The organism is Rahnella bruchi, from assembly GCF_003614975.1.
Lineage (GTDB): Bacteria > Pseudomonadota > Gammaproteobacteria > Enterobacterales > Enterobacteriaceae > Rahnella > Rahnella bruchi.
In genome coordinates this window covers 250,392-270,182 of record NZ_QZWI01000004.1, presented here as the reverse complement: position 1 = coordinate 270,182, position 19,791 = coordinate 250,392, and the positions used below count along the sequence as shown (strand labels likewise).

18 protein-coding genes are annotated in these 19,791 nt (G+C 55.1%); 7 read left to right on the top strand and 11 right to left on the bottom strand.

Annotation, left to right across the window (positions count from 1 at the left end; genetic code table 11):
* The first annotated feature begins 136 nt into the window (after window positions 1-136).
* The 4 genes from hflK (D5398_RS11015) to D5398_RS11000 are packed head-to-tail and all read left to right on the top strand — an operon-like array spanning window position 137 to window position 6,092.
* Window positions 137-2,095 (top strand): protease modulator HflK, encoded by a 1,959-nt coding sequence (gene hflK / locus D5398_RS11015; protein WP_120507664.1) that lies wholly within the window; start codon window positions 137-139, stop codon window positions 2,093-2,095.
* Window positions 2,092-3,135: a protease modulator HflC gene (gene hflC / locus D5398_RS11010; protein WP_120507663.1), complete on the top strand. Its 1,044-nt coding sequence runs from the start codon at window positions 2,092-2,094 to the stop codon at window positions 3,133-3,135. The genes hflK (D5398_RS11015) and hflC overlap by 4 nt, the downstream gene beginning before the upstream one ends.
* A complete protein-coding gene (gene hflK / locus D5398_RS11005; RefSeq protein ID WP_120507662.1) occupies window positions 3,132-4,175 on the top strand; it encodes a protease modulator HflK in 1,044 nt (347 codons plus the stop codon). The genes hflC and hflK (D5398_RS11005) overlap by 4 nt, the downstream gene beginning before the upstream one ends.
* A gap of 12 nt (window positions 4,176-4,187) precedes the next feature.
* Window positions 4,188-6,092, top strand: a complete 1,905-nt coding sequence (locus tag D5398_RS11000) for a heavy metal translocating P-type ATPase (RefSeq protein ID WP_120507661.1) — start codon at window positions 4,188-4,190, stop codon at window positions 6,090-6,092.
* A gap of 68 nt (window positions 6,093-6,160) precedes the next feature.
* Here the strand turns inward: D5398_RS11000 and fbpC are convergent, their stop codons facing one another.
* The 7 genes from fbpC to pth all read right to left on the bottom strand — a co-directional run bounded on the left by fbpC (window position 6,161) and on the right by pth (window position 14,856).
* Window positions 6,161-7,237: a ferric ABC transporter ATP-binding protein gene (fbpC, locus tag D5398_RS10995; protein WP_120507707.1), complete on the bottom strand. Its 1,077-nt coding sequence runs from the start codon at window positions 7,235-7,237 to the stop codon at window positions 6,161-6,163.
* A 23-nt stretch (window positions 7,238-7,260) separates the two neighbouring features.
* Entirely contained in the window at window positions 7,261-9,339 is a 2,079-nt protein-coding gene (locus tag D5398_RS10990) for an ABC transporter permease (protein ID WP_120507660.1), read from the bottom strand.
* 124 nt (window positions 9,340-9,463) lie between these two features.
* Window positions 9,464-10,504 (bottom strand): ABC transporter substrate-binding protein, encoded by a 1,041-nt coding sequence (locus D5398_RS10985; RefSeq protein ID WP_120507659.1) that lies wholly within the window; start codon window positions 10,502-10,504, stop codon window positions 9,464-9,466.
* A gap of 44 nt (window positions 10,505-10,548) precedes the next feature.
* Window positions 10,549-11,865, bottom strand: a complete 1,317-nt coding sequence (gene uhpC / locus D5398_RS10980) for an MFS transporter family glucose-6-phosphate receptor UhpC (protein ID WP_120507658.1) — start codon at window positions 11,863-11,865, stop codon at window positions 10,549-10,551.
* Between the two features lie 89 nt (window positions 11,866-11,954).
* A complete protein-coding gene (locus tag D5398_RS10975; RefSeq protein ID WP_120507657.1) occupies window positions 11,955-13,484 on the bottom strand; it encodes an MASE1 domain-containing sensor histidine kinase in 1,530 nt (509 codons plus the stop codon).
* Window positions 13,484-14,107 (bottom strand): response regulator transcription factor, encoded by a 624-nt coding sequence (locus D5398_RS10970; RefSeq protein ID WP_120507706.1) that lies wholly within the window; start codon window positions 14,105-14,107, stop codon window positions 13,484-13,486. The genes D5398_RS10975 and D5398_RS10970 overlap by 1 nt, the downstream gene beginning before the upstream one ends.
* Window positions 14,108-14,265: 158 nt before the next feature.
* Window positions 14,266-14,856 carry an aminoacyl-tRNA hydrolase gene (gene pth / locus D5398_RS10965; RefSeq protein WP_037034067.1) on the bottom strand — a complete coding sequence of 197 codons (591 nt, stop codon included), beginning with the start codon at window positions 14,854-14,856 and terminating at the stop codon, window positions 14,266-14,268.
* A gap of 293 nt (window positions 14,857-15,149) precedes the next feature.
* On the opposite strand from pth, the gene ychH reads away from it, so the two are divergent.
* Window positions 15,150-15,428, top strand: a complete 279-nt coding sequence (gene ychH / locus D5398_RS10960) for a stress-induced protein YchH (protein WP_120507656.1) — start codon at window positions 15,150-15,152, stop codon at window positions 15,426-15,428.
* Between the two features lie 151 nt (window positions 15,429-15,579).
* Here ychH and prs read toward each other — a convergent pair whose 3' ends face one another.
* The 3 genes from prs to lolB form a co-directional block, all read right to left on the bottom strand.
* Window positions 15,580-16,527, bottom strand: a complete 948-nt coding sequence (prs, locus tag D5398_RS10955; protein ID WP_013575591.1) for a ribose-phosphate diphosphokinase — start codon at window positions 16,525-16,527, stop codon at window positions 15,580-15,582.
* Window positions 16,528-16,689: 162 nt separating this feature from the next.
* Window positions 16,690-17,553: a 4-(cytidine 5'-diphospho)-2-C-methyl-D-erythritol kinase gene (gene ispE, locus D5398_RS10950; protein WP_120507655.1), complete on the bottom strand. Its 864-nt coding sequence runs from the start codon at window positions 17,551-17,553 to the stop codon at window positions 16,690-16,692.
* Window position 17,554: 1 nt separating this feature from the next.
* Window positions 17,555-18,178: a lipoprotein insertase outer membrane protein LolB gene (lolB, locus tag D5398_RS10945; protein WP_120507705.1), complete on the bottom strand. Its 624-nt coding sequence runs from the start codon at window positions 18,176-18,178 to the stop codon at window positions 17,555-17,557.
* 237 nt (window positions 18,179-18,415) lie between these two features.
* Between lolB and D5398_RS10940 the strand changes: the two genes are divergently transcribed.
* Both D5398_RS10940 and D5398_RS10935 read left to right on the top strand, forming a co-directional pair.
* Window positions 18,416-18,883 carry an STM2901 family protein gene (locus tag D5398_RS10940; protein WP_120507654.1) on the top strand — a complete coding sequence of 156 codons (468 nt, stop codon included), beginning with the start codon at window positions 18,416-18,418 and terminating at the stop codon, window positions 18,881-18,883.
* On the top strand, window positions 18,883-19,218 hold the full coding sequence (locus D5398_RS10935) for a DUF1493 family protein (protein ID WP_162940751.1): 336 nt from the start codon (window positions 18,883-18,885) through the stop codon (window positions 19,216-19,218). The genes D5398_RS10940 and D5398_RS10935 overlap by 1 nt, the downstream gene beginning before the upstream one ends.
* A gap of 26 nt (window positions 19,219-19,244) precedes the next feature.
* Here the strand turns inward: D5398_RS10935 and D5398_RS10930 are convergent, their stop codons facing one another.
* Window positions 19,245-19,727 carry an Hcp family type VI secretion system effector gene (locus D5398_RS10930; RefSeq protein ID WP_120507652.1) on the bottom strand — a complete coding sequence of 161 codons (483 nt, stop codon included), beginning with the start codon at window positions 19,725-19,727 and terminating at the stop codon, window positions 19,245-19,247.
* Window positions 19,728-19,791: the final 64 nt, after the last annotated feature.

The window sequence follows — 19,791 nt, the reverse complement described above, 5'->3', positions numbered from 1 at the left end:
TACAATTCGTGTCAAAAAAACGGCTAAATTCATATCGCTGAAAATTCTGTAATGTTATACGGTTACGCCCGGTTGACTTCGCCATCGCTGACTCGTGTCCGCGTGCGGGTTATTTTTCTCCTCTGCCGGAGCGGACATGAGTATAAACAAGACATCCGCGACTGATGACGCCAGTAAACATCTGCGTTTTCAGTCAGCCGCATCCCACACACGCTGGCTGAGCGCGCTTATCAACGGCATCATGGTGATCAGCAGCGTGCTGTATCTGATATTGCTGATGCTGTATATGCTTTCTCCGGATTCAGTCTGGCCGTGGGTGACCGGCAATATTATGGCCGCTCTTTGGGTTTGCGCCGCCTCACTGCAATGTGCCCGGCGTATGACCCGCTGGCGTGACCAGCAGTTTACGCCCCGCGATGAAACCGTGACACCTGAAAAACCTCCCGCTTTTCTCCACCGCCTGACCGCTTCGTCACGGGTGCGCCCGCTGTTGCGTTATGTGGATGCGCACGTCTTCTTTCAGGCACTGCCCGCGCTGGCCGCGTTACTGCTCGTCGTGGTGTTGTGGCAACTGCCTTTACCCGCCAATGAAGCGGGTAAAACGGGATATTTTGCCGGTTCATTTTTCATTCTCTGCGCTTTTGCGGTACTGGTGCTGGAACGTCACTGGACGTTGAAAAATCCGCAGGAATGGCCGGAAGCGGTAAAACTCGCACCGTTATTACGCATGCTGATTGGCGTTTTATTACTGAGCGCCGCCGGTGTGATGTTTGCCCATGGCACGGCGGTCTGGCCCGCGCATTTGCTGGTGCTCACCGGAATATTACCGGCACTGGTGGCGCTGGAGCTTTTCCTGTGTGCGCTGATGGCGCTGTTTTCGCCGCCGCGTGAAGATAAAGAGCCGGAATTTATCGCAGGCAGTCTGCTGGCAGCACAAATTTGCTGGCCGCCGCGTCCGTTGCAGTTTGTGCAAAATGAACTGCATCAGCATTTCGGCATTGATCTGCGCCAGATCTGGGCATTCCATTTTATACGTCGTGCGTTGTTGCCGCTGGCGGCACTCTTACTGCTGACGGGCTGGCTGCTGACCAGCGTCAGTGAAGTTCCGCTGACACAGCGGGGGATTTACGAATCCTTCGGTAAACCGGTCGCGGTCAGACAACCCGGTTTACATCTTGGTCTGCCGTGGCCTTTCGGGCATACGCAAATGGTCGATAACGGCGAAGTGCATGAACTTACCACCGGTTCCGAAGAGCCGGTGAACGTCTCGCCAGTCGCGGTCGCAGATACCGCTGAAGGCCCCGCGCCGGAAAGCGCCAACCGGTTATGGGATTCCAGCCACAGCAGCGACAAATCGCAAATTATCGCCAGTGCGGGTAATGACCGGCAAAGTTTTCAAATCATGGATATGGATGTGCGGTTTGTGTACCGCGTCGGTATGAACGATGACGCGGCGATGGCGAGCCTTTATCACACCGAAAATATGCCGGTGCTTATCCGCAGTATTGCCAATCAGGTTCTGGTGCACGATTTTTCCTCCCGCACGCTCGACAGTCTTCTGGGCAGCGAGCAGATCCGTCTTGCCGCAGACATCGGCCAGAAAGTGCAAAGCCAGCTGGATAATCTTCACAGTGGCGTGGAACTGCTGGCGACGGTGATTGAATCCATCCATCCGCCAGCGGGCGCTGCGGATGCCTATCATGGCGTACAGGCGGCACAGATTCTGGCGCAAAGCGCGATCGCCGGTGAGAAAGGACAAGCCGCGCAGCAGCTTAATGCAGCACAGCAATTTTCCCGTCTGGCGCTCGACGCCGCCAGCGCACAAAGTCATGAGGATCTCGATCAGGCACAGGTCATGGCCTTGCGGTTTAACGCTGAAAATCAGGCTTATCAGGCAGGCGGACAGTCGTTCCTGACTGAGCGTTATTTCAGTCAGCTGACGCTGGCGATGCAACAGCATCCGAAAGTTTTGATTGTCGACAGCCGTATTGGTGGCGGAACGCCGCCGGTTCTGGATCTGAGAAATTTCACCCTGCCATTTACGCCCGGAGCGGATAAAACGGCGCATTCTGTTAAAGCGGAGACTACCCGGTGAGTGATTCCCAACATACTCAGGCCCACGACCACGACGACCACACACATGGCGGGCATCAACACGGTGGCGGACATCACCACCATCATCACCATCATTCCGGCCCGGCGGCACCCAAATTCTGGCGACGGGCTGCTATTGCCATCGCGATTGTGGCGCTGATTGCCGCGTCTGCCTGTCTGGTACAGGTGCGTTCCGGCGAGGCGATGGTGATCACCCGCTTTGGTAATCCGGTGCGCGTGTTATTAAATCCGGGACTGGCGTGGCATTTGCCGGTTCCGCTGGAGACGGCAATTCCGGTGGATTTACGTATCCGCACCACGTCGAGCGGTTTACAGGATGTCGGCACCCGAGACGGTCTGCGGATTATCGTGCAGGCTTACACAGTCTGGCAGGTGAAAAACGATCCTCAGCATGTGCAGCGTTTTATCCGCGCGGTACAAAATCAGCCGGATATGGCAGCGGCGCAAATACGGACGTTTATCGGTTCGGCGCTGGAAACCACCACCAGCGGTTTTGCGCTGGCTGATCTGGTGAATACGGATGCCAGCAAAATCCGGCTTTCCGGTTTTGAGCAGCATCTGCATGACCAGATTGCCCGCCAGTTGCTCGACAGTTATGGCATCGAATTAGTTCAGGTCGGCGTCGAACGCCTGACGCTGCCTTCGGTAACGCTGGATGCGACCGTGGATCGTATGCGTGCCGAACGTGAAACCATTGCCACCCAGCGGTCTGCTGAAGGTAAGCGTCAGGCGGCCGAAATCCGGTCTTCTGCTGAACGCGATGCCCGCGTGATTAAAGCCGATGCGTCCGTTAACGCGGCCAATATCGAAGCACAGGCGCAGGTGCAGAGTGCGGCGATTTACGCCAAAGCCTGGGCCGGTAATCCTGAATTGTATGATTTGCTGCGCTCACTCGATACGCTCAACAACGTGATCACACCGGGCACTCAGCTGGTATTACGCACCGATGCGGCACCGTTCAGGCAACTGGTCGAAGGCCCGCCCGCGTTACCCGCTAACATTAACGGATCGCACCCATGAATCCCTTAGCCCGTATTCAGGGCAATGCCTGGTTTCAGGCGGGACGCATGGCGTATCTGGCACTGTTTATCATGACGCTGATTGCAGCCGCCAGCTGGCTGTTCTCCAATGTCCGCCAGATTGAGCCGGACAAACGTGCGGTTGTGATGCGCTTCGGTGCCGTTTCGCGCACGGCCAGCGCCGGTCTGCTGCTGGCGTGGCCGGAACCCATTGAACAGGTGGAAATATTGCCCGCGGCTGACCGGGTGATCGAACATCATGTTACGGCTTTGCTGAGAAAAGACATTGTGCCTGCGTGGACCAATACCGGCGGCGAGAAAAGTGATGCCTTTGCCGGTGCCGGGTATTTACTGACCGGCGACTCCGGCGTGGTTCAGCTGGATGTGCAGGTGTATTACGTGATAACCGATCCGGTAGCGTTTGTGCTGCAAGGGGAGCACGTGCTGCCTGCGCTGGACAGATTAACCGAGCACGCGGCGGTGGCGATTTGTGCCTCGCGGGATCTGGATACCATTCTGGTCGCTCGTCCGGAAATGGTCGGCAACGGCAACCATATCGCTGAACGGCGCGAGCGGCTGCGCGGTGATTTGCGTCAGGGGATTAATCAGCAACTCGCTGCCCTGAATACGGCAGGCAGCAATCCCGGTATCGAAGTCCGGCGCGTTGACGTGCAGTCGTCATTGCCGCCCGCGGCTGTCGATGCGTTCAACGCTGTGCTGACCGCCAGTCAGCAGGCGGAACAGAATATCGCCAGCGCCAGTAATGAGGCCGCCCGCGTACATCAGGAAGCCGTTCAGTTGGCAGATCGTGCCTTGCAGGTTTCTCAGGCCAAAGCCAGCGAGCAGATTGCACGGGCTTCCACCGATACCGCGACAATTGTGCAGCTGGCTGATGATCACTCTCCCGAATTGCTGTGGCGTTTGTGGCGGCAGCGGATGCCTGCGATCCTCGCCCGTGCCGGCAGCGTGACGGCAGTTGATCCCCATGACGACGCACATCTGATCCTGCCGGGACCAGACCGTCCATCCTCTCAACCCTGAGGTATTTGCCCTGTGACTTCTATTTCCTCTGAAGAACCGTCCGTGAAAAGCGTGCTGCTGACGCGCCACGAGCAGCGCAGCATGGCGGTGCAGCTGATTCTGGCGATGGCAGCTTTCGGATTACTGCTCTGCGGCTGGATCTGGCAGTGGCTGTTTCCTCAGCAAAGCGACGTCGGTCAGATTCTGTTTGGCGTGGCGTCTTTGCTGGTGGCCGTGCCGGTATTGCGTTCGGCGATACACAGCTTACGCAGCCCGAGTCTGCACGGCGTTACCGATCAGCTGATTGCGCTGGCGATGCTCGGCGCGTGGGCCACCGGCGATCTGATGACCGCGGCATTGCTGCCGGGCATTATGATTTTTGGTCATATTCTGGAAGAACGCAGTGTGATCGGTTCGCAGGAAGCGATCGATGCGCTCAGCCGTCTGACCCGCAGCCGCGCGCGGCGTATTTTGCCCGAGGGTGAAATTGAAGAAATCGATAACCACCAGCTGAGAACCGGCGATCGGATTGAAGTTCGTGCAGGCGACCGTATGCCCGCCGATGGTCGGGTCATCTCCGGCAGCGCCAGTCTGGATACCGCGCCGATCACCGGCGAGTCCGTGCCGCAGGAAGCCCGCGCGGGTGACAACGTTTTTGGCGGTGCCATTAATCTGGACGGTCTGCTGACTGTAGAAATTACGCGAACCGGCGCAGATGCCACGCTGGGGAAAGTGATTGCGCTGATGCAAAAAGCCGAACATGCCAAACCGCCGATCACCCGTTTGCTCGAGCGCTATGCCGGGCAATATCTGGTACTGATTTTGCTGATTGCGGCGGCCACCTGGTTTATCACGCGTGATGCCCACGCCATGCTGGCAGTGCTGGTGGCGGCCTGTCCGTGTGCGCTGGTGCTTTCCGCTCCGGCCACTGCGATTGCAGGTATCGCTGTGGCGGCGCGCCACGGGATCCTGATCCGCAGCTCGGCTTTTCTGGAAGAACTGGCCGATCTCAACGCCATTGTGGTGGATAAAACCGGCACGTTGACCCACGGCGAACTGCATCTGCAACGTACTGTGCTGGAGGAAAACGAATCTTCCGATGCGGTACTGGCGCTGGCGGCCAGTCTCGGTGCGGCCAGCAGCCATCCGGTCAGCCGTGCGCTGGCGCAGTTACTGCCGCGTGAGCAATATTTACCGCTGGAAGGGTTTTCAGAACAGCAGGGGATGGGCGTGCGGGCGCTAACCGCGCAGGGAGAGGCGTTGTTGGGACGTCCGGCCTTTTTCAGCCAGAACAATATCGCAGTCAGTGAAGTCCCGGAACATGACGGGCCGCTGGTCGGTCTGGCGCTGAACGGGCGTTTTCTTGGCTGGCTGCTGCTGGCGGATTCGTTAAGGCCTGAAGCGCAGACCGCGTTAGCCGAACTGCGCCAGCTGGGCCTGCAACGACAGTTGCTGCTCACCGGCGACCGTGCCAGTGTGGCGCAGCGTATCGCCGGAGAACTGGGCATCAGGGATGTGGTCGCCCAGGCTCTACCGGAAGACAAACTGCATCAGGTTTCCGCTGAGATCGCACAAGGTTTTCGCCCGATGGTAGTCGGTGACGGCATTAATGATTCGCTGGCGCTGAAAGCCGGTGTGGTGGGGATTGCGATGGGCGCGGGCGGCAGTGATATCGCGCTGGCTTCAGCCGACGTGGTGCTGATCGGCAGTGATTTGCGCCGTCTCGGCACCTGTGTACGTCTGAGCCGTGCCTGCCGCCGGACGCTGAAAATCAACGTCTTCATCGGGCTTGGCTGGACGCTGATAGTGATGGCCGCCGCCGCGATGGGACTACTCGGCGTGGCGGGCGTGCTGATTGCCGCACTGCTGCATAATCTCAGCACGTTGCTGGTGCTGGGCAATGCCGGGCGTTTACTGCGTTTCGACGAACCACTCTGATCCGCAAACTGACTGAAAGAGAAAGGTGCCGCGTCAAAACGGCACCTTTTTTTACGTTTATTGCGCTATCACACCAGGACAAACATGCCGTAAGGGTGGATTTGCAGGAAGAAATTGTCGCCTGCGGTCGGCTGCAACTGCGTGGCGTTGACCTGCAACAGCAACGACTGGCCGTGCCATTCCACCGTCACTTCATACTGCGGTCCCATATAGGCCACGTGGGTGATCATGCAGCGTTGGCTGTCATCGCCCTGCAAGCCGAGGGTGATCGCTTCAGGCCGCACGCCCACGGTACATTGCTGCATACCCGGTGCGAACGCAGCGGGTTTCGGGATGTGATAGCCGAAAATCTCGACGGTATCGCGGTGTAAATCCGCCGGGAACACGTTGGCGTCGCCCATAAAACTTGCCATAAAGCGTGACGCGGGCTGGCGGTAAAGTTCCTGGGGTGCGCCAATCTGCATGATCTTTCCTTTGTTCATCACCAGTACCGTGTCGGATACCGCAAAGGCTTCGCTCTGATCGTGCGTCACGTACAGCGAGGTTATATTAAACTGCTGTTGCAGCTCGCGGATTTTTTCCCGCATGCTGCGTCGCAGGTTGGCGTCAAGGTTACTCAACGGTTCGTCGAACAGCAGTACTTTGGGTTTGAGGATCAGCGCACGGGCCAGCGCCACACGCTGCTGCTGACCGCCGGAAATCTGGTCGACGTAACGATCTTCAAATCCGTCGAGATCAACCAGAGATAACGCCTCTCGCACGCGGTCGCGGATTTCTGCTTTTGGCCGTCCGAGCATTTTCAGTCCGTAACCGATGTTTTCCCCCAGCGACATATGCGGAAACAGTGCGTAGGACTGAAACACCATGCAAATATCACGCTGCTGAATGGAACGGTCAGTGACGTCTTCGCCGTCGATAAACATCCGGCCTTCTGACGGTTTCTCCAGCCCGGCGACCATGCGCAGTACGGTGGTTTTACCGCAGCCGGAAGGGCCGAGCAGGGTCACCATTTTCCCTTTTGGGATCGCCAGATTGAGGCCTTCCAGTACCGTATTGTTGCCAAAACGTTTGGCGACATTTTTCAGCTCAACAAAGCTCTTGGTGGTTTCTTCCGGTGCCGCAGTAACCGGATTTTCAGTGGTCATTGTCATGTGAAAACGCTCCAGAATTATTGGCCGGTTTTGGCTTTTGAGCGGGAAATTCGCGCTTCGCCAACCAGATAGTCAAAGATGAAAATGATCGCCAGCATCACGACGATAAGGATTGAACCGTAGGCAATCGCCACGCCGTATTCGCCGTCTTCCACACGATTGAGAATGTACGCGGTGGCGACGCGGGTGTCCGGCGTGACCAGGAAAACGATAGCGCTGACGGTGGTAATCGCGCGGACGAAGCTGTAAATCAGCGCTGACAGAATGGCCGGTCGCAGCAACGGCAGCAGGATGTACATTACCGTGCGCATCGAACCGGCGCGCAGGCTGAGCGAGGCTTCATCCAGCGATTTATCCAGCTGTCCCAGCCCGGCAATCCCGGCGCGGATACCCACCGGCACGTTACGCATCACCATGGAGATAATCACGATGGCTGCCGTACCCGTCAGATAAACCGGTGCGCTGTTAAAGGCCAGAATGTAGGAAATCCCCGCCACCGTGCCCGGTACCGCAAAGCACAGCATGGTGCTGAATTCGATGGTTTTTTTGCCCCGAAACTGCTGGCGCACCACGATGTAAGCGATGAGCAAACCAAACAGTGCTGTGATTGGCGCGGCAATTCCGGCGTAGAGCAGAGTGTCGAGCAGCGAAGGCCATGCGCCGTCGGAGAAGCCCTGTCCGAACAGTTTGGTGAAGTTGTCGAAAGTCAGCGTGTAATCCACGCCCCAGTTGACGGTGAAACTGCCGTAGAAAATGCTGCCGTAAAGCAGGGCGTTGAAGGCTATCCATACCGCCAGCAGGGCAGTGACGCCCCACACCAGCGTCACCGGCAACGGCTGAACGTCGCCGCGTGAGGTTTTGCCGGAAATCGTGACGTACGAGCGTTTGCCGATCCACATGTATTGCACACAGAACACCAGCAGTGAAAACACCAGCAGGATCACGCCGAGAGTACTGGCTGCCTGATAATCGAGCTGTGCGCCGGTGATGTAGAAATAGATTTGCGTGGCGAGCACGTCGAAATTTCCGCCGAGCACCAGTGGGTTACTGAAATCCGCCAGCGACTGGACGATGACAATCAGAAAGGCGTTCGCCAGCGCCGGTTTAAGCAGCGGCAGAAATACGCGGTGAAAGGTCTGCCAGCGGCTGGCGCGCAGCGTATAAGACGCTTCTTCCAGTGACGGATGAATGGTTTTGATGGCACCGTCGAGGATCATAAACGCCATCGGCGTGAACGCCAGAACCTGAGCCAGCCAGATGCCGGTGAAACCGTAAAGCCAGTTGGTGTTGGTCAGCCCGAACCCGTCGACCATCAGTTCAGTGACATAACCTGAGCGGCCCATCATCAGCGTAACACCCAGCCCGACGATAAACGGCGGAGTAACAATCGGTAAAATCGAGAAAATACGTCCGATAATCGCTGAGCGTTTGGCGATGCGCGTGGTGTAAATCGCCAGCACCAGCCCGAAGAAGGTACAACCGATCCCGACGGCGACGCTGAGAAGGAACGAGTTCCAGATCACCTGCAAAATATGCGACTGACCGAGTACCGCCATAAAGGCCAGCGGCGCGAAATCTCCGGCCTCACTGGTGAACATCGGGATGAAAATCGCAATGCTCGGATAAATGATAAACACGCCGATCAGCGCGATGATGCAAATCAGCGAACCGAGCACGAAACGGTCGCCGCCCAGCCACTCAAGCCGTGACAGCGCCAGCGAGCAAATCGCACCCAGGGCGATAAACATCAGAATGCTGCCATAGCCCAGCCCGCGGCCAATCAGAGTCGCACTGACGATCATGAACAGCGCACAAAACACCGACCAGGCGGCGTCGAACTGATGACGACGGCGGGCTTCCAGCCGCTGTGCATGGCGCGGACGAAACAGTAACGCCATCGGCAGGATCAGCCATAGCAGGCTGAGATTCAGCCCCGACCAGCCGTACGCCGCGAGAATTTCATCCTGAGTTGACTCCAGCAGACCGTAGTCCAGGCTCCACGACGGCAGCAGCACAAAAGCGGCCAGAATAAGCCCCAGCCAGCCGAAAACCGGGTCACGGCGTCGTGTGTCGGGCAGGGTTAGTGATTGAGACATAACGTCCCCTTAATAAGAGAAAGTGGTGTTGGCGAAAATAATGCTGAGTGAGAGAGCCCCGCAACTTCCTCCCCTGCGAAGGGGGAGGAGCAGAGCTAAGTCACTCAATAAGTTACTTGGGCTTTTATTGTGTTTCTTTGCCCATCTTCACTTCGTTGACCCACTTAGTAATAAGCTCTTTACGCATATCGGATGCGCCGTACTTGTCCATGTCGTAATTGATGAGCTTCAGGTCGCTCATTTTCAGCGAGTTCGGCGAGGTTTCTGCGGTGGTATTGGTCAGAATTTGATACGACTGGCCTTTCTTCCATGCCAATTCCTGCGCTTCTTTTGACAATGCCCAGTCAACGAACAGTTTGGCGTTATCCAGGTTGCGTGCGCCTTTCAGGATGCTGATGCCGCCGATTTCATAGCCGGAACCTTCGCAAGGAGAGATAAGCTTCAGCGGTGCGCCGCTCTCTTTTTCCTGAGCGTAATCGTGCAGGAAACCGATACCTATGGCGGTTTCACCACGTGCGGCGTTACGGGCGGGAGCGATACCGGACTTGGTGTACTGGGAAATATTGCTGTTGAGCTTTTTCAGGTAATCGAAGGCCTGATCTTCGCCCCACAGTTGTGCGAAGGTCGCCAGTGCGGTGTATGCGGTGCCGGAACTTTGCGGATCAGCAATCTGGATTTCGCCTTTATAAATCGGGTTGGTCAGATCTTTCCAGCATTTCGGTTCAGGCAGGTTTTTCTCTTTCAGGCGGTTGGTATTCACGCCGACGCCCAGAATGCCGATGTACACTGCGGAGGAGTAGTTACCTTTGCGCTTCGCGGGATCCTGGAAGTTCGGCATGATTTGCGTGAGGTTGGGGGATTTGTAAGCCTGCAACAGGTCCATTTCACCGGCCTGTGACTGTGGATCTAAGGTGCCGCCGTACCACACGTCCGCCTGCGGGTTCTTTTTCTCGGCTTCGACTTTCGCCAGCGTGCTGCCGGAACCGTTGCGGATGAAGGACGTTTTGACGTCGTATTTTTCCCCGAAGGCTTTAGTTTCTTCTTCACACATCGCGTTGGTGGCGCTGCAATAGACCACCAGACGGCCTTTTGCCTGAGCGGCACCGGTGAAAGCCGTCATGGCGACGGCTGCGGCGAGGAGGGAGTAAGTCAGAGTCGTTTTCATGGTGTTTACCTTTTTCTTGTTATGTTGCAGGGCAGAGAACCTTGTCAGTTGTCCGGCGGAGCGGACTGTAATTCGCGTTTGCTGATCCCGGCCATCATCATGGGCATCAGCAGCAGCCCGACGAACGCCGAAGCCATTGTCAGTACTGCAAAAAATCCCGACCAGCCGTAGTGTTGCATCACGATCGCCAGCGGCCATCCGGCCAGCGCCGCGCCGAGGTAGGCAAACAGGCCGAGAAAACCGGTCACCGTGCCTGCCGCGTCTTTATGTGAGTATTCGGTTGCCGCCAGACCAATCAGCATTTGCGGCCCGAAAACAAAAAATCCGATGCTGAAGAAACTCAGCGCCAGCAGCCCGAAATGATGCACCGGTGCCAGCCACAGGGCGGTGACGGTGAGAAACAGCCCCAGAGAAAACAGTAAAATCATCGGCGCGCGCTGCCCGCGAAACAGCAGGTCAGAACCCCATCCTGCAAATAACGCACCGAGCAGGCCGCCGAGTTCGAAAAGTGACAGTGTCGCGTTTGCACTGAGCAAATTGACACCGTGATTCTCCGCCAGCCAGATATTGCCCCAGTCATTGAGCGCAATGCGGATGAGGTATACCAGCACATACGAGACGCCCAGCAGCCAGATTGTCCGGTTCTGCAAAATCGTCCGGCGCAGGATCTGCATCATGCTCATCGGCGGGCTTTGCTGCTCCTGCCGCAGTTCCAGCGGATCACGCCGCCAGACGCCCACCGTTGGCAATCCTTCCTGCTGCGGTGTGCCGCACAGCTGGCGGCAAAGCCACAATCCGAGGATGACCCCGACCGCGCCCGGAACCAGCAGCGCCGCCTGCCAGCCCCAGGTGGCGGCCAGTAATCCCGAGAGCAGCGGAACCGCCGCGCCACCGATGTTGATCGACGTATTCCAGCACCCCCACCAGAAACCGCGTTCGCTGCGCGAATACCAGTGCGTCAGCAATCTGGCGCACGGCGGCCATCCCCAGCCCTGAAAGAATCCGTTGAGCGTCCACACAACAAGCAGCGCGGTCAGCGAATGGCAGAAGGCGAACAGAATATTCAGCACACCCGTCATCAGTAATCCGACACCCATAAACCAGCGGGCTCCGGTGCGGTCGCTGTAAATGCCCGAGATAAATTTCGAGCCGCCGTAGGCCAGATAAAACAGTGTGCCGAGCAGGCCGATATCGCTTTTGGTCAGCCCCAGTTCCAGCTGCATCACTGGCATCGCAAAGTTAACGCTGCGGCGGGTGAGGTAGAACGCGGCGTAGCCAATGACCATCGACAGCAATAAATGCACGCGCCAGTAGCGATAATTTTTATCCACGTCGGTGGCGGATAGCGGCGTTGCTGTCATGGTGTTCTCCGGCGTAATGAGGCGAGTGTATGCGTGTGTTTTGTCGGGGGGATGAGACAAGGTTTTAGATGACTAGGAATTAGTCCTAGTCAGGGTGATGTTCTTTGCAAATCTGTGGGCAACTTAACAATTATGCGGGTGCCGTCCTGCTGATGAACCAGCCATTCGCCGCCCAGAGCACGGACGCGTTCTTCAATACCGCGCAGCCCGAAGCCTTCTTTTACCGGCAGGGTAAAGCCGATGCCATTGTCACTGACCGTCAGCACCAGCATGTTCTGTTGCACGGTCAGGCTGACACGCACCTCGGTCGCACCGGCATGTTTATTGATGTTGTTGAGCAATTCCTGTACCAGCCGGTACAGCGTGAAAATCAGCGTGTCATCGGTGGGCGCATCGGTCAGGGAGTAATCGAGCTGAAAGTCGATCCCCTGCTGTAAGAAGGCGAATTCATCCGCCAGATGGTGCAGGGCAACGTCAAGCGACATTTCATCGAGCACAGGAGGGCGCAGCTGGCGCAGTAACTGCCGCGTAGTGTGGTGAATGCGTTGCGAAAGTTCGCCAATCTGTCTGGCGGCGGCGTGAGTGGCCGCGCCGGGCGGGCTGCGGTCGACCAGCATCGCCTGGATTTGTATGGCGGTGATGTTTTGCCCGATTTCATCGTGCAGTTCGCGGGCGATTTCCTTGCGCACCGCTTCTTCGGTATGCACCAGCCGCTCAGTCAGCTGGCGACGGGTGTGCAATTCCTGCTCCAGTTGTAAACGGTAGCGGTTGAGATGTGACGCCAGCTGCTGCTGACGGCTGATGGCGATCCCCAGGCCGATGCCGAGCAGCGCCTGTGTGGAAAGAAACAGTTCCAGCTCGAGCAGATCGTGAAACGCGCCGCTCATCTGCCGCGTTACCGTAATCATCAGGCTGCCCAGCACCGCCGCCAGCACGCCGCCCTGCCAGCCGAAGGCGTAAGCCATCACCACATTGGGCAGAAAGACCAGAATGATCAGCAGGCGTTCAACTTCCGGTGCCAGCGTCATTTGCAGACAGACGGCGAGAGCGAAAAACAGCGAGCACCAGATCAGCAGCGATGTGCGCAGCGGCGGATCAGGGATCTCCTGCGCCAGCAGGTTTTGCAGATGCTGTTGCTTGAGGTATTCATAAATCAGATAGATAAACGGCGTCAGAAGAATGCCGCCGGTGAAGGAGGCCAGCAGCGTCTGGCTCAGCGGTGAATTCAGCCACAGGCCGGGTACCGCCATCTGCAACAGGCTGTTACCGGCCACCGCGCCAAGCAACAGTAAAAGCCGCTGCCAGTAAAGGGTATACCGACGCCAGAAATGCTGAACGAGTGCGGCGGGGATCAGGCTGAGCAGCGGTGAAAGCAGGATGAACCAGTGCGTTTGTAACTGTTCGCTGTGCAGCCAGACGGCAATGCCAAATTCTGATGCCAGCATCACCGGCCAGTAACGGCGCGAAAGTAACGTCATCAGCGCCAGACGCAGGCCCTGCGGCAGAAGTAACATCGCCTGCTGGCCATTCTGCGTCAGATAAAAACTGATCGACCACAGGGCCAGCCAGCAAAGGCTGTAGAAAATGGCGAGAAACAGCGTCAGGCCAACTCTGCGCATCAGGCGAGAAGATGGTGCTGAATGGCGAAATGGACCAGTTCGATGGTGGTGTCGCACTGGAGTTTACCGAGGATATTGGCGCGGTGAACGTGCACGGTTTTGTGGCTCAGTGCGAGCTGTTCGGCAATCGCTTTCACGCTCAGTCCGTTGATCAGCAAATCGAAAATCTCGCGTTCACGCGGCGTCAGGGCCTGCAACGCTTTCGGCGTTTGCTGACTCTGGCGCAGTGCCAGCAGGGCATCGGAACACAGATAACGGCCACCGGCATGCACGGTGCGTACTGCCTGCACCAGTTCTTCCGGGCCACAGCGTTTGGTGAGATAGCCACCCGCACCGGCATCCAGCGCACTTTGAACAAATGCAGTAGTGTCGTAAATGCTCAGAATGATGGCGCGGAAATCCGGTCGCTGCTGGCGCAAACGCGACAGCAAACTTAACCCGCTTTCATCGGGCATGGCGATATCCATCACCGCCACGTCGATATTCATTTTCAGCAGCGACGACCACGCATTCGCCGCCGACGCATATTGGCCGACAATCTGAATATCGGGCTCAAGGCCCAGCAGCTGGGCAAAACCGGAACGCACCACAACGTGGTCGTCAATCAAAGCAACGTTAATCATCAGGCGTAACTGAATGTAAATGAGATTCGCATAATGCTCATGAATAGTTGCAGTTGGCAACACTGAGCGGAGGAATTGCAGGACAGGTAACGGAATTTGAGTTAGGGAGGAGGGAGGTAAAGAAAAGGGCGCGGTAATTCGCGCCACTTCACGACTTTTTAGAGCTCAGCTTTGAAGGTATGCAGACGGCGCATGGTTTTTTCCAGGCCTTCTTTCATCAGTAATTCGGTACAGCGCAGTGACTCATCAATGGCATCATCAATCAGCTTCTGTTCACTGGCTGGCGGCTTGCCGAGTACAAATCCCACGACTTTGCTTTTATCGCCCGGATGGCCAATACCAATGCGCAGGCGGTAGAAGTTCGGGTTATTACCGAATTTGCTCTGAATGTCTTTCAGACCGTTATGGCCGCCGTTACCGCCGCCCAGTTTAATTTTCGCCATGCCCGGCGGGATATCCAGTTCGTCGTGCGCGACCAGAATTTCATCCGGCTCGATGCGGTAGAACTGCGCCATCGCCAGAACGGCTTTGCCGCTGAGGTTCATAAAGGTGGTCGGAACCAGCAGACGGACGTCCTGACCGGCCAGTGACAGGCGGGCGGTATATCCAAAAAACTTACTTTCTTCTTTCAACTGCTGGTTGTGCTGGCGGGCGAGAAGATCAACATACCAGGCGCCTGCGTTATGACGGGTCTGGGCGTATTCTGCGCCGGGATTGGCCAGGCCAACGATCAATTTAATGCTGCTCACGATTTTCGCTTCTTTATCCGGTGAGGTTTAGCGGGCTAGTTTACCTGTCGCCTTTCACTGTGCCAAACATCACAAAAAATAATTCCTGCCAGTTACGCAAAATGTTGAATAGTTCACCGGGCTGACTATTAACCTTTCGAACCTATATGACTGGAAAACGTAAAGATTTGTCATTCAATGTTCTCTGTCTGTGATCGTTACCTCAAAGTGAACCGGATGGGACGTCTATAGTTAAAGGCAAGAAAAGACAAGACAGCAATGATGCTAAGACTATCGACAACTGGAGGTGACTTATGAAACGTAAAACCGCAAGAATGATCGGCAATGGCCTGATGGGACTCGGTTTACTCACAATGGTCGGTGGTGTTGGTTATTCGATTCTGAATCAGATGCCTGAACTCGGTTTACCGCAATTCCTGGCGCATGGCGCGATTGGCAGCATTTTCGTCGGTGCCATTTTATGGGTAGCAGGTGCGAGAGTCGGCGGGCATGAGCGCGTCGCAGACCGATACTGGTGGGTACGCCACTTTGATTCCCGCTGCACCAACAGTAAATCACATCGCCATTCCTGATCCTGACCGGGCGTTATAACGTTAATCCCTAAAAACGTTTGCCCATAAAAAAAACCGTTGTCGCTTGCGCGATAACGGTTTTTTGCATTTCTGTTTCTGGCAAAGCACATTCAGGCAAAACAAAACGCCCCTGAAAACAGGGGCGTGATGATTAATGCTCGAACATCGCAGAAATGGATTCTTCGTTGCTGATGCGGCGGATAGCCTCTGCCAGCATGCCTGACAGGGTCAGGGTACGCACTTTTTTCAGTGCGCGGATTTCTGCGGACAGCGGGATGGTGTCACATACAATCACTTCGTCGATGACGGAGTTTTTGATGTTTTCCACTGCATTGCCGGAGAAAATCGGGTGGGTGGCGTAAGCGAATACGCGTTTAGCACCGCGTTCTTTCAGTGCTTCAGCGGCTTTACACAGAGTACCACCGGTGTCGATCATATCATCGACCAGTACGCAGTCACGGCCAGCAACATCACCGATAATGTGCATCACCTGAGAAACGTTTGCGCGTGGACGACGTTTATCAATGATAGCCATGTCGGTATCGTTCAGCAGTTTTGCCACAGCACGGGCACGGACAACACCACCGATATCCGGAGAAACCACAATCGGGTTTTCCAGGTTCTGTTGCAGCATGTCTTCGAGCAGAATAGGGCTGCCGAACACGTTATCTACCGGAACATCGAAGAAGCCCTGAATCTGTTCTGCATGAAGGTCTACAGTCAGAACACGGTCAACGCCGACGCTGGACAGGAAGTCAGCAACAACTTTAGCAGTGATGGGTACACGGGCAGAACGCACCCGGCGATCCTGACGTGCATAGCCGAAGTAAGGAATAACGGCTGTGATACGACCAGCGGAGGCGCGGCGTAAGGCATCAACCATTACGACCAGTTCCATCAGGTTATCGTTAGTAGGCGCGCAGGTGGACTGGATAATGAAAATATCTCCGCCACGTACATTTTCGTTAATTTGCACGCTTACTTCACCGTCGCTGAAACGACTGACGGCGGCGTCACCAAGGCTGGTGTATAAACGGTTGGCAATACGTTGTGCTAGTTCCGGGGTGGCGTTACCAGCAAAAAGCTTCATATCAGGCACGAGAAGAACCTCAGGCTTGCGTCCAGGGAAGACATTGGCTTTTGGCACCACCGGGCGGTGAGCGGTACCAAAGCATTATGCTCACGATACTTCTAAATCTTACTACTTAAATCTGTTGAATAATTGGCTGGCAAAGAACAGACACAAAACCGCTGTGACTCTCTACGCTTTGCCCGCAGTTCTCAACCAGACTTCGCGAAAACGGTGCAACGGCGAGATATTAACACCTTGCGCGACAAAACCCCGACTCCACGATGGCATTTTGTCCAAAACCTGACGGGCGGCAGACTCAGTGTCGAATTCTGCAAACACACAAGCACCTGTCCCGGTCAGTCGCGACGGCGCGTATTCTAACAGCCAAGAAAGTAGCTGTTCAACCTCGTAAAATCGTTTTCTCGCAATCGGTTCGCAATCATTTGCGTAAGGCGTGTCCAAAAGCACATTAACAGGGCGTTTTGGTGTATTTCTGGTCAGTTGCGGATCGCCGAAAATCAACGGCGTCGGAATGCTGACGCCGGGATGCGCGATCAGGTACCATTTTTCTGCCGGTTCGACCGGTTGCAAAATCTCGCCGATGCCTTCGGCAAAAGCGGCATGACCCATTACAAACACCGGCACATCCGCGCCGAGAGTCACGCCAAGTTGCGCCAGTTCGGTATCGGAAAGTCCGCAATTCCAGACTGCATTCAGCGCCACCAGCACGGTCGCCGCGTTAGAAGAACCGCCGCCCAGACCGCCGCCCATAGGAATACGTTTTTGCAGTGCAATGTCTGCGCCCTGAGACGTTCCCGCATGTTGCTGCAACAGACGCGCGGCGCGCACCACCAGATTATCTTCGTCAGCCACACCCTCAACCGGAGTGGTCAGCACGATGGCACCGTCGTCACGGGCGTTAAAACTCAAACTGTCACCGTAATCGACAAACTGAAACAGCGTCTGCAAATCATGGTAGCCATTTGGACGCTGGCCAGTGATATAGAGAAACAAATTGAGTTTAGCCGGAGAAGGCCACAATTGCTGTGTCATCTCAGTTTAACGTCCAGTTATCCATTTTCAGCTTGATACGCTGTTCGCCCTGGGTCATTTCCAGACGTTGCGGCAGGGAAGGTTTGGCATCTTCGTCATAGCTCTGATAGACCACGGTGCCCGCGTTACCGTTCTGCGTGAACTTAACCTGAGACAGACGGTACTGGCTGTCGAGCGTGAAATCGGTGCCGTCACCTGGCAGGCCGAGCATCCACAGACGCAAATTCGCCAGCGGAATCGACATGCCGGTCAGCTTCTGGATCATGTCATCCGGATTATTACTGGTGTAATGCTTGCCTTCATTATTGGTCAGCTGTGCAATACCGCTTTGCACTTTCAGCTCCATTTCGGTGCTGCCCAGCGGGTTGGTCAGCAGTAAGCGGTAGCTGTCCGGGGAATATTGTTGCCAGAAGAAGCGGGCATAGACTTTCTGTTTATCGGAAAGATAAGCGAAAGAACCGCGGGTCTGATAATGCTCAAGCTGTTTAACCTGAGCTTCATGTTCACGCCATTGCGGGGACGTCGGGCTGGTCGCCGGACCTTTCGGCGCATTAATCGAACAGGCGGCAAGAACTAAGCTTGCAAGAGGAAGAAGGCGAACAAAGTGTGCTTTACGCATTGGCATAACAGATAAAATCCTTTGTGCTTTGGCGAAATGGGATGCCAGGGCAAATGTGGCGTGCGTCAGTTTAGCACAGCCAGAGCGCGGGATGATCTCAACCCTGCGCAGATGATCGGCGATCAATCCGTTTTGGGACAATGCTGATTTGTAATTGAATAATGCACCAGACATGCAGGAGTGTTTGTCCATTAAGGCGTGAAAGCCTATGCTAAAACCCTTCTTTTCAAAAGGATATTGAGAATGGATACTACTGAAGAGTTAGGTGGAACTTATTTCTATCATGGGCAGGCGAATGTGACGGCTCAAGAATTATTCTGGCTCATCTACGTAGAAGGGCTGTCAGAACACCTGGGTTTAGATGTGACCACGACTGCGATGATTTTAGGCGGCCAGCCATGGATTCCTGTTTCTGGGAAGCTTTCAGCGATAAACAACACACCCGGAACAAGCGTTGTTTCTAAGCTGGCACGGGCCTTACTCAAGGAGAAAAGAATACCTTTCGGTTTAAGACTCTCTGCTCCTATGGGGAAAGGATCAAAAATAAAACTTGTCCCAACCAGTAAGATGGCTCCTTTCATTGGCCGCTGGACTCCATGGCTGGGTTATGCGCAGATCATCATTATGCTTGAAATGGTTAATAAGAGTACAAGGAACAAATATAACCTCATCGCAAGACCTGAAGACCGAATTGCATGGACATATTTCTAATGAACGAGAGGGATTTAGAGACTGAAATTTGTGAGTATCTGACCAGGCATTATGGTTTCAGAAAAAGCTGGCGTGACCCTGAAATTGTTCCGGTTCAAAAGAACTGGGGCATAAACAGCGGGGAGTTTAACTTATTGCCCGAAGACGCCGAAGACATGCTGGTGGACGTTTTCACGAAGTACAGCGTCGATTCTTCTGATTTTGACATGCTAAATTATTACGAAGCGGAAAGAGCTTTTTGGCAAAAGAAACTACCGCAACGTGAATTAAGACCTCTAACAGTCGAAATGCTTATTGAGGCAGTTAAAGCTGGGCGATGGTTTTACGATGATTAAAGAAAGGGGCTCCCGCCCCTCTCAAATTATGCCGTTTGGCGGTCGTTCCACGAATCAGCAAAAATAATATTGCCGTCATTATGCTTCCAGGTAATTTTCTCGTAGCGAAGCTCGACCGTCTCCATATGGTTCTCGTTCGGGTTGCTTGCGGCGGCCATCGCTGGCGAAATTGAAACGATCTTTACCTTCTCTAACAGCATATTGAAATATTCAACCTCCTGGCCAGCATCGTTGATGCGGTACCATTTAATCTCAGCAGATTCGAGACTCTGGCCGGTTGCTACAGCCTTATAAATGTAAGGGCTGGAGCAGTCGAAGTCCTTCACGATCAGGAGAGGAGAGTGCATGCGCGTGCCGGTGACTTTACCTGTTGCGTTATCTGTGGGGATCATCAGATTATGATGAAAGCCTTTTACCTCAATGCTGTATTCCCTGTCTTTGACATCTGAACCGCCTTTGATCAGCGCGCCACCATCATCTTTAAGCCATAAGTAAGCGGGTATAGCCATTCTTAATATATCCTTATAAAAAGTAGGGTTATAATGGGGCGGTGCGCAGACGTTTAGAATGGTT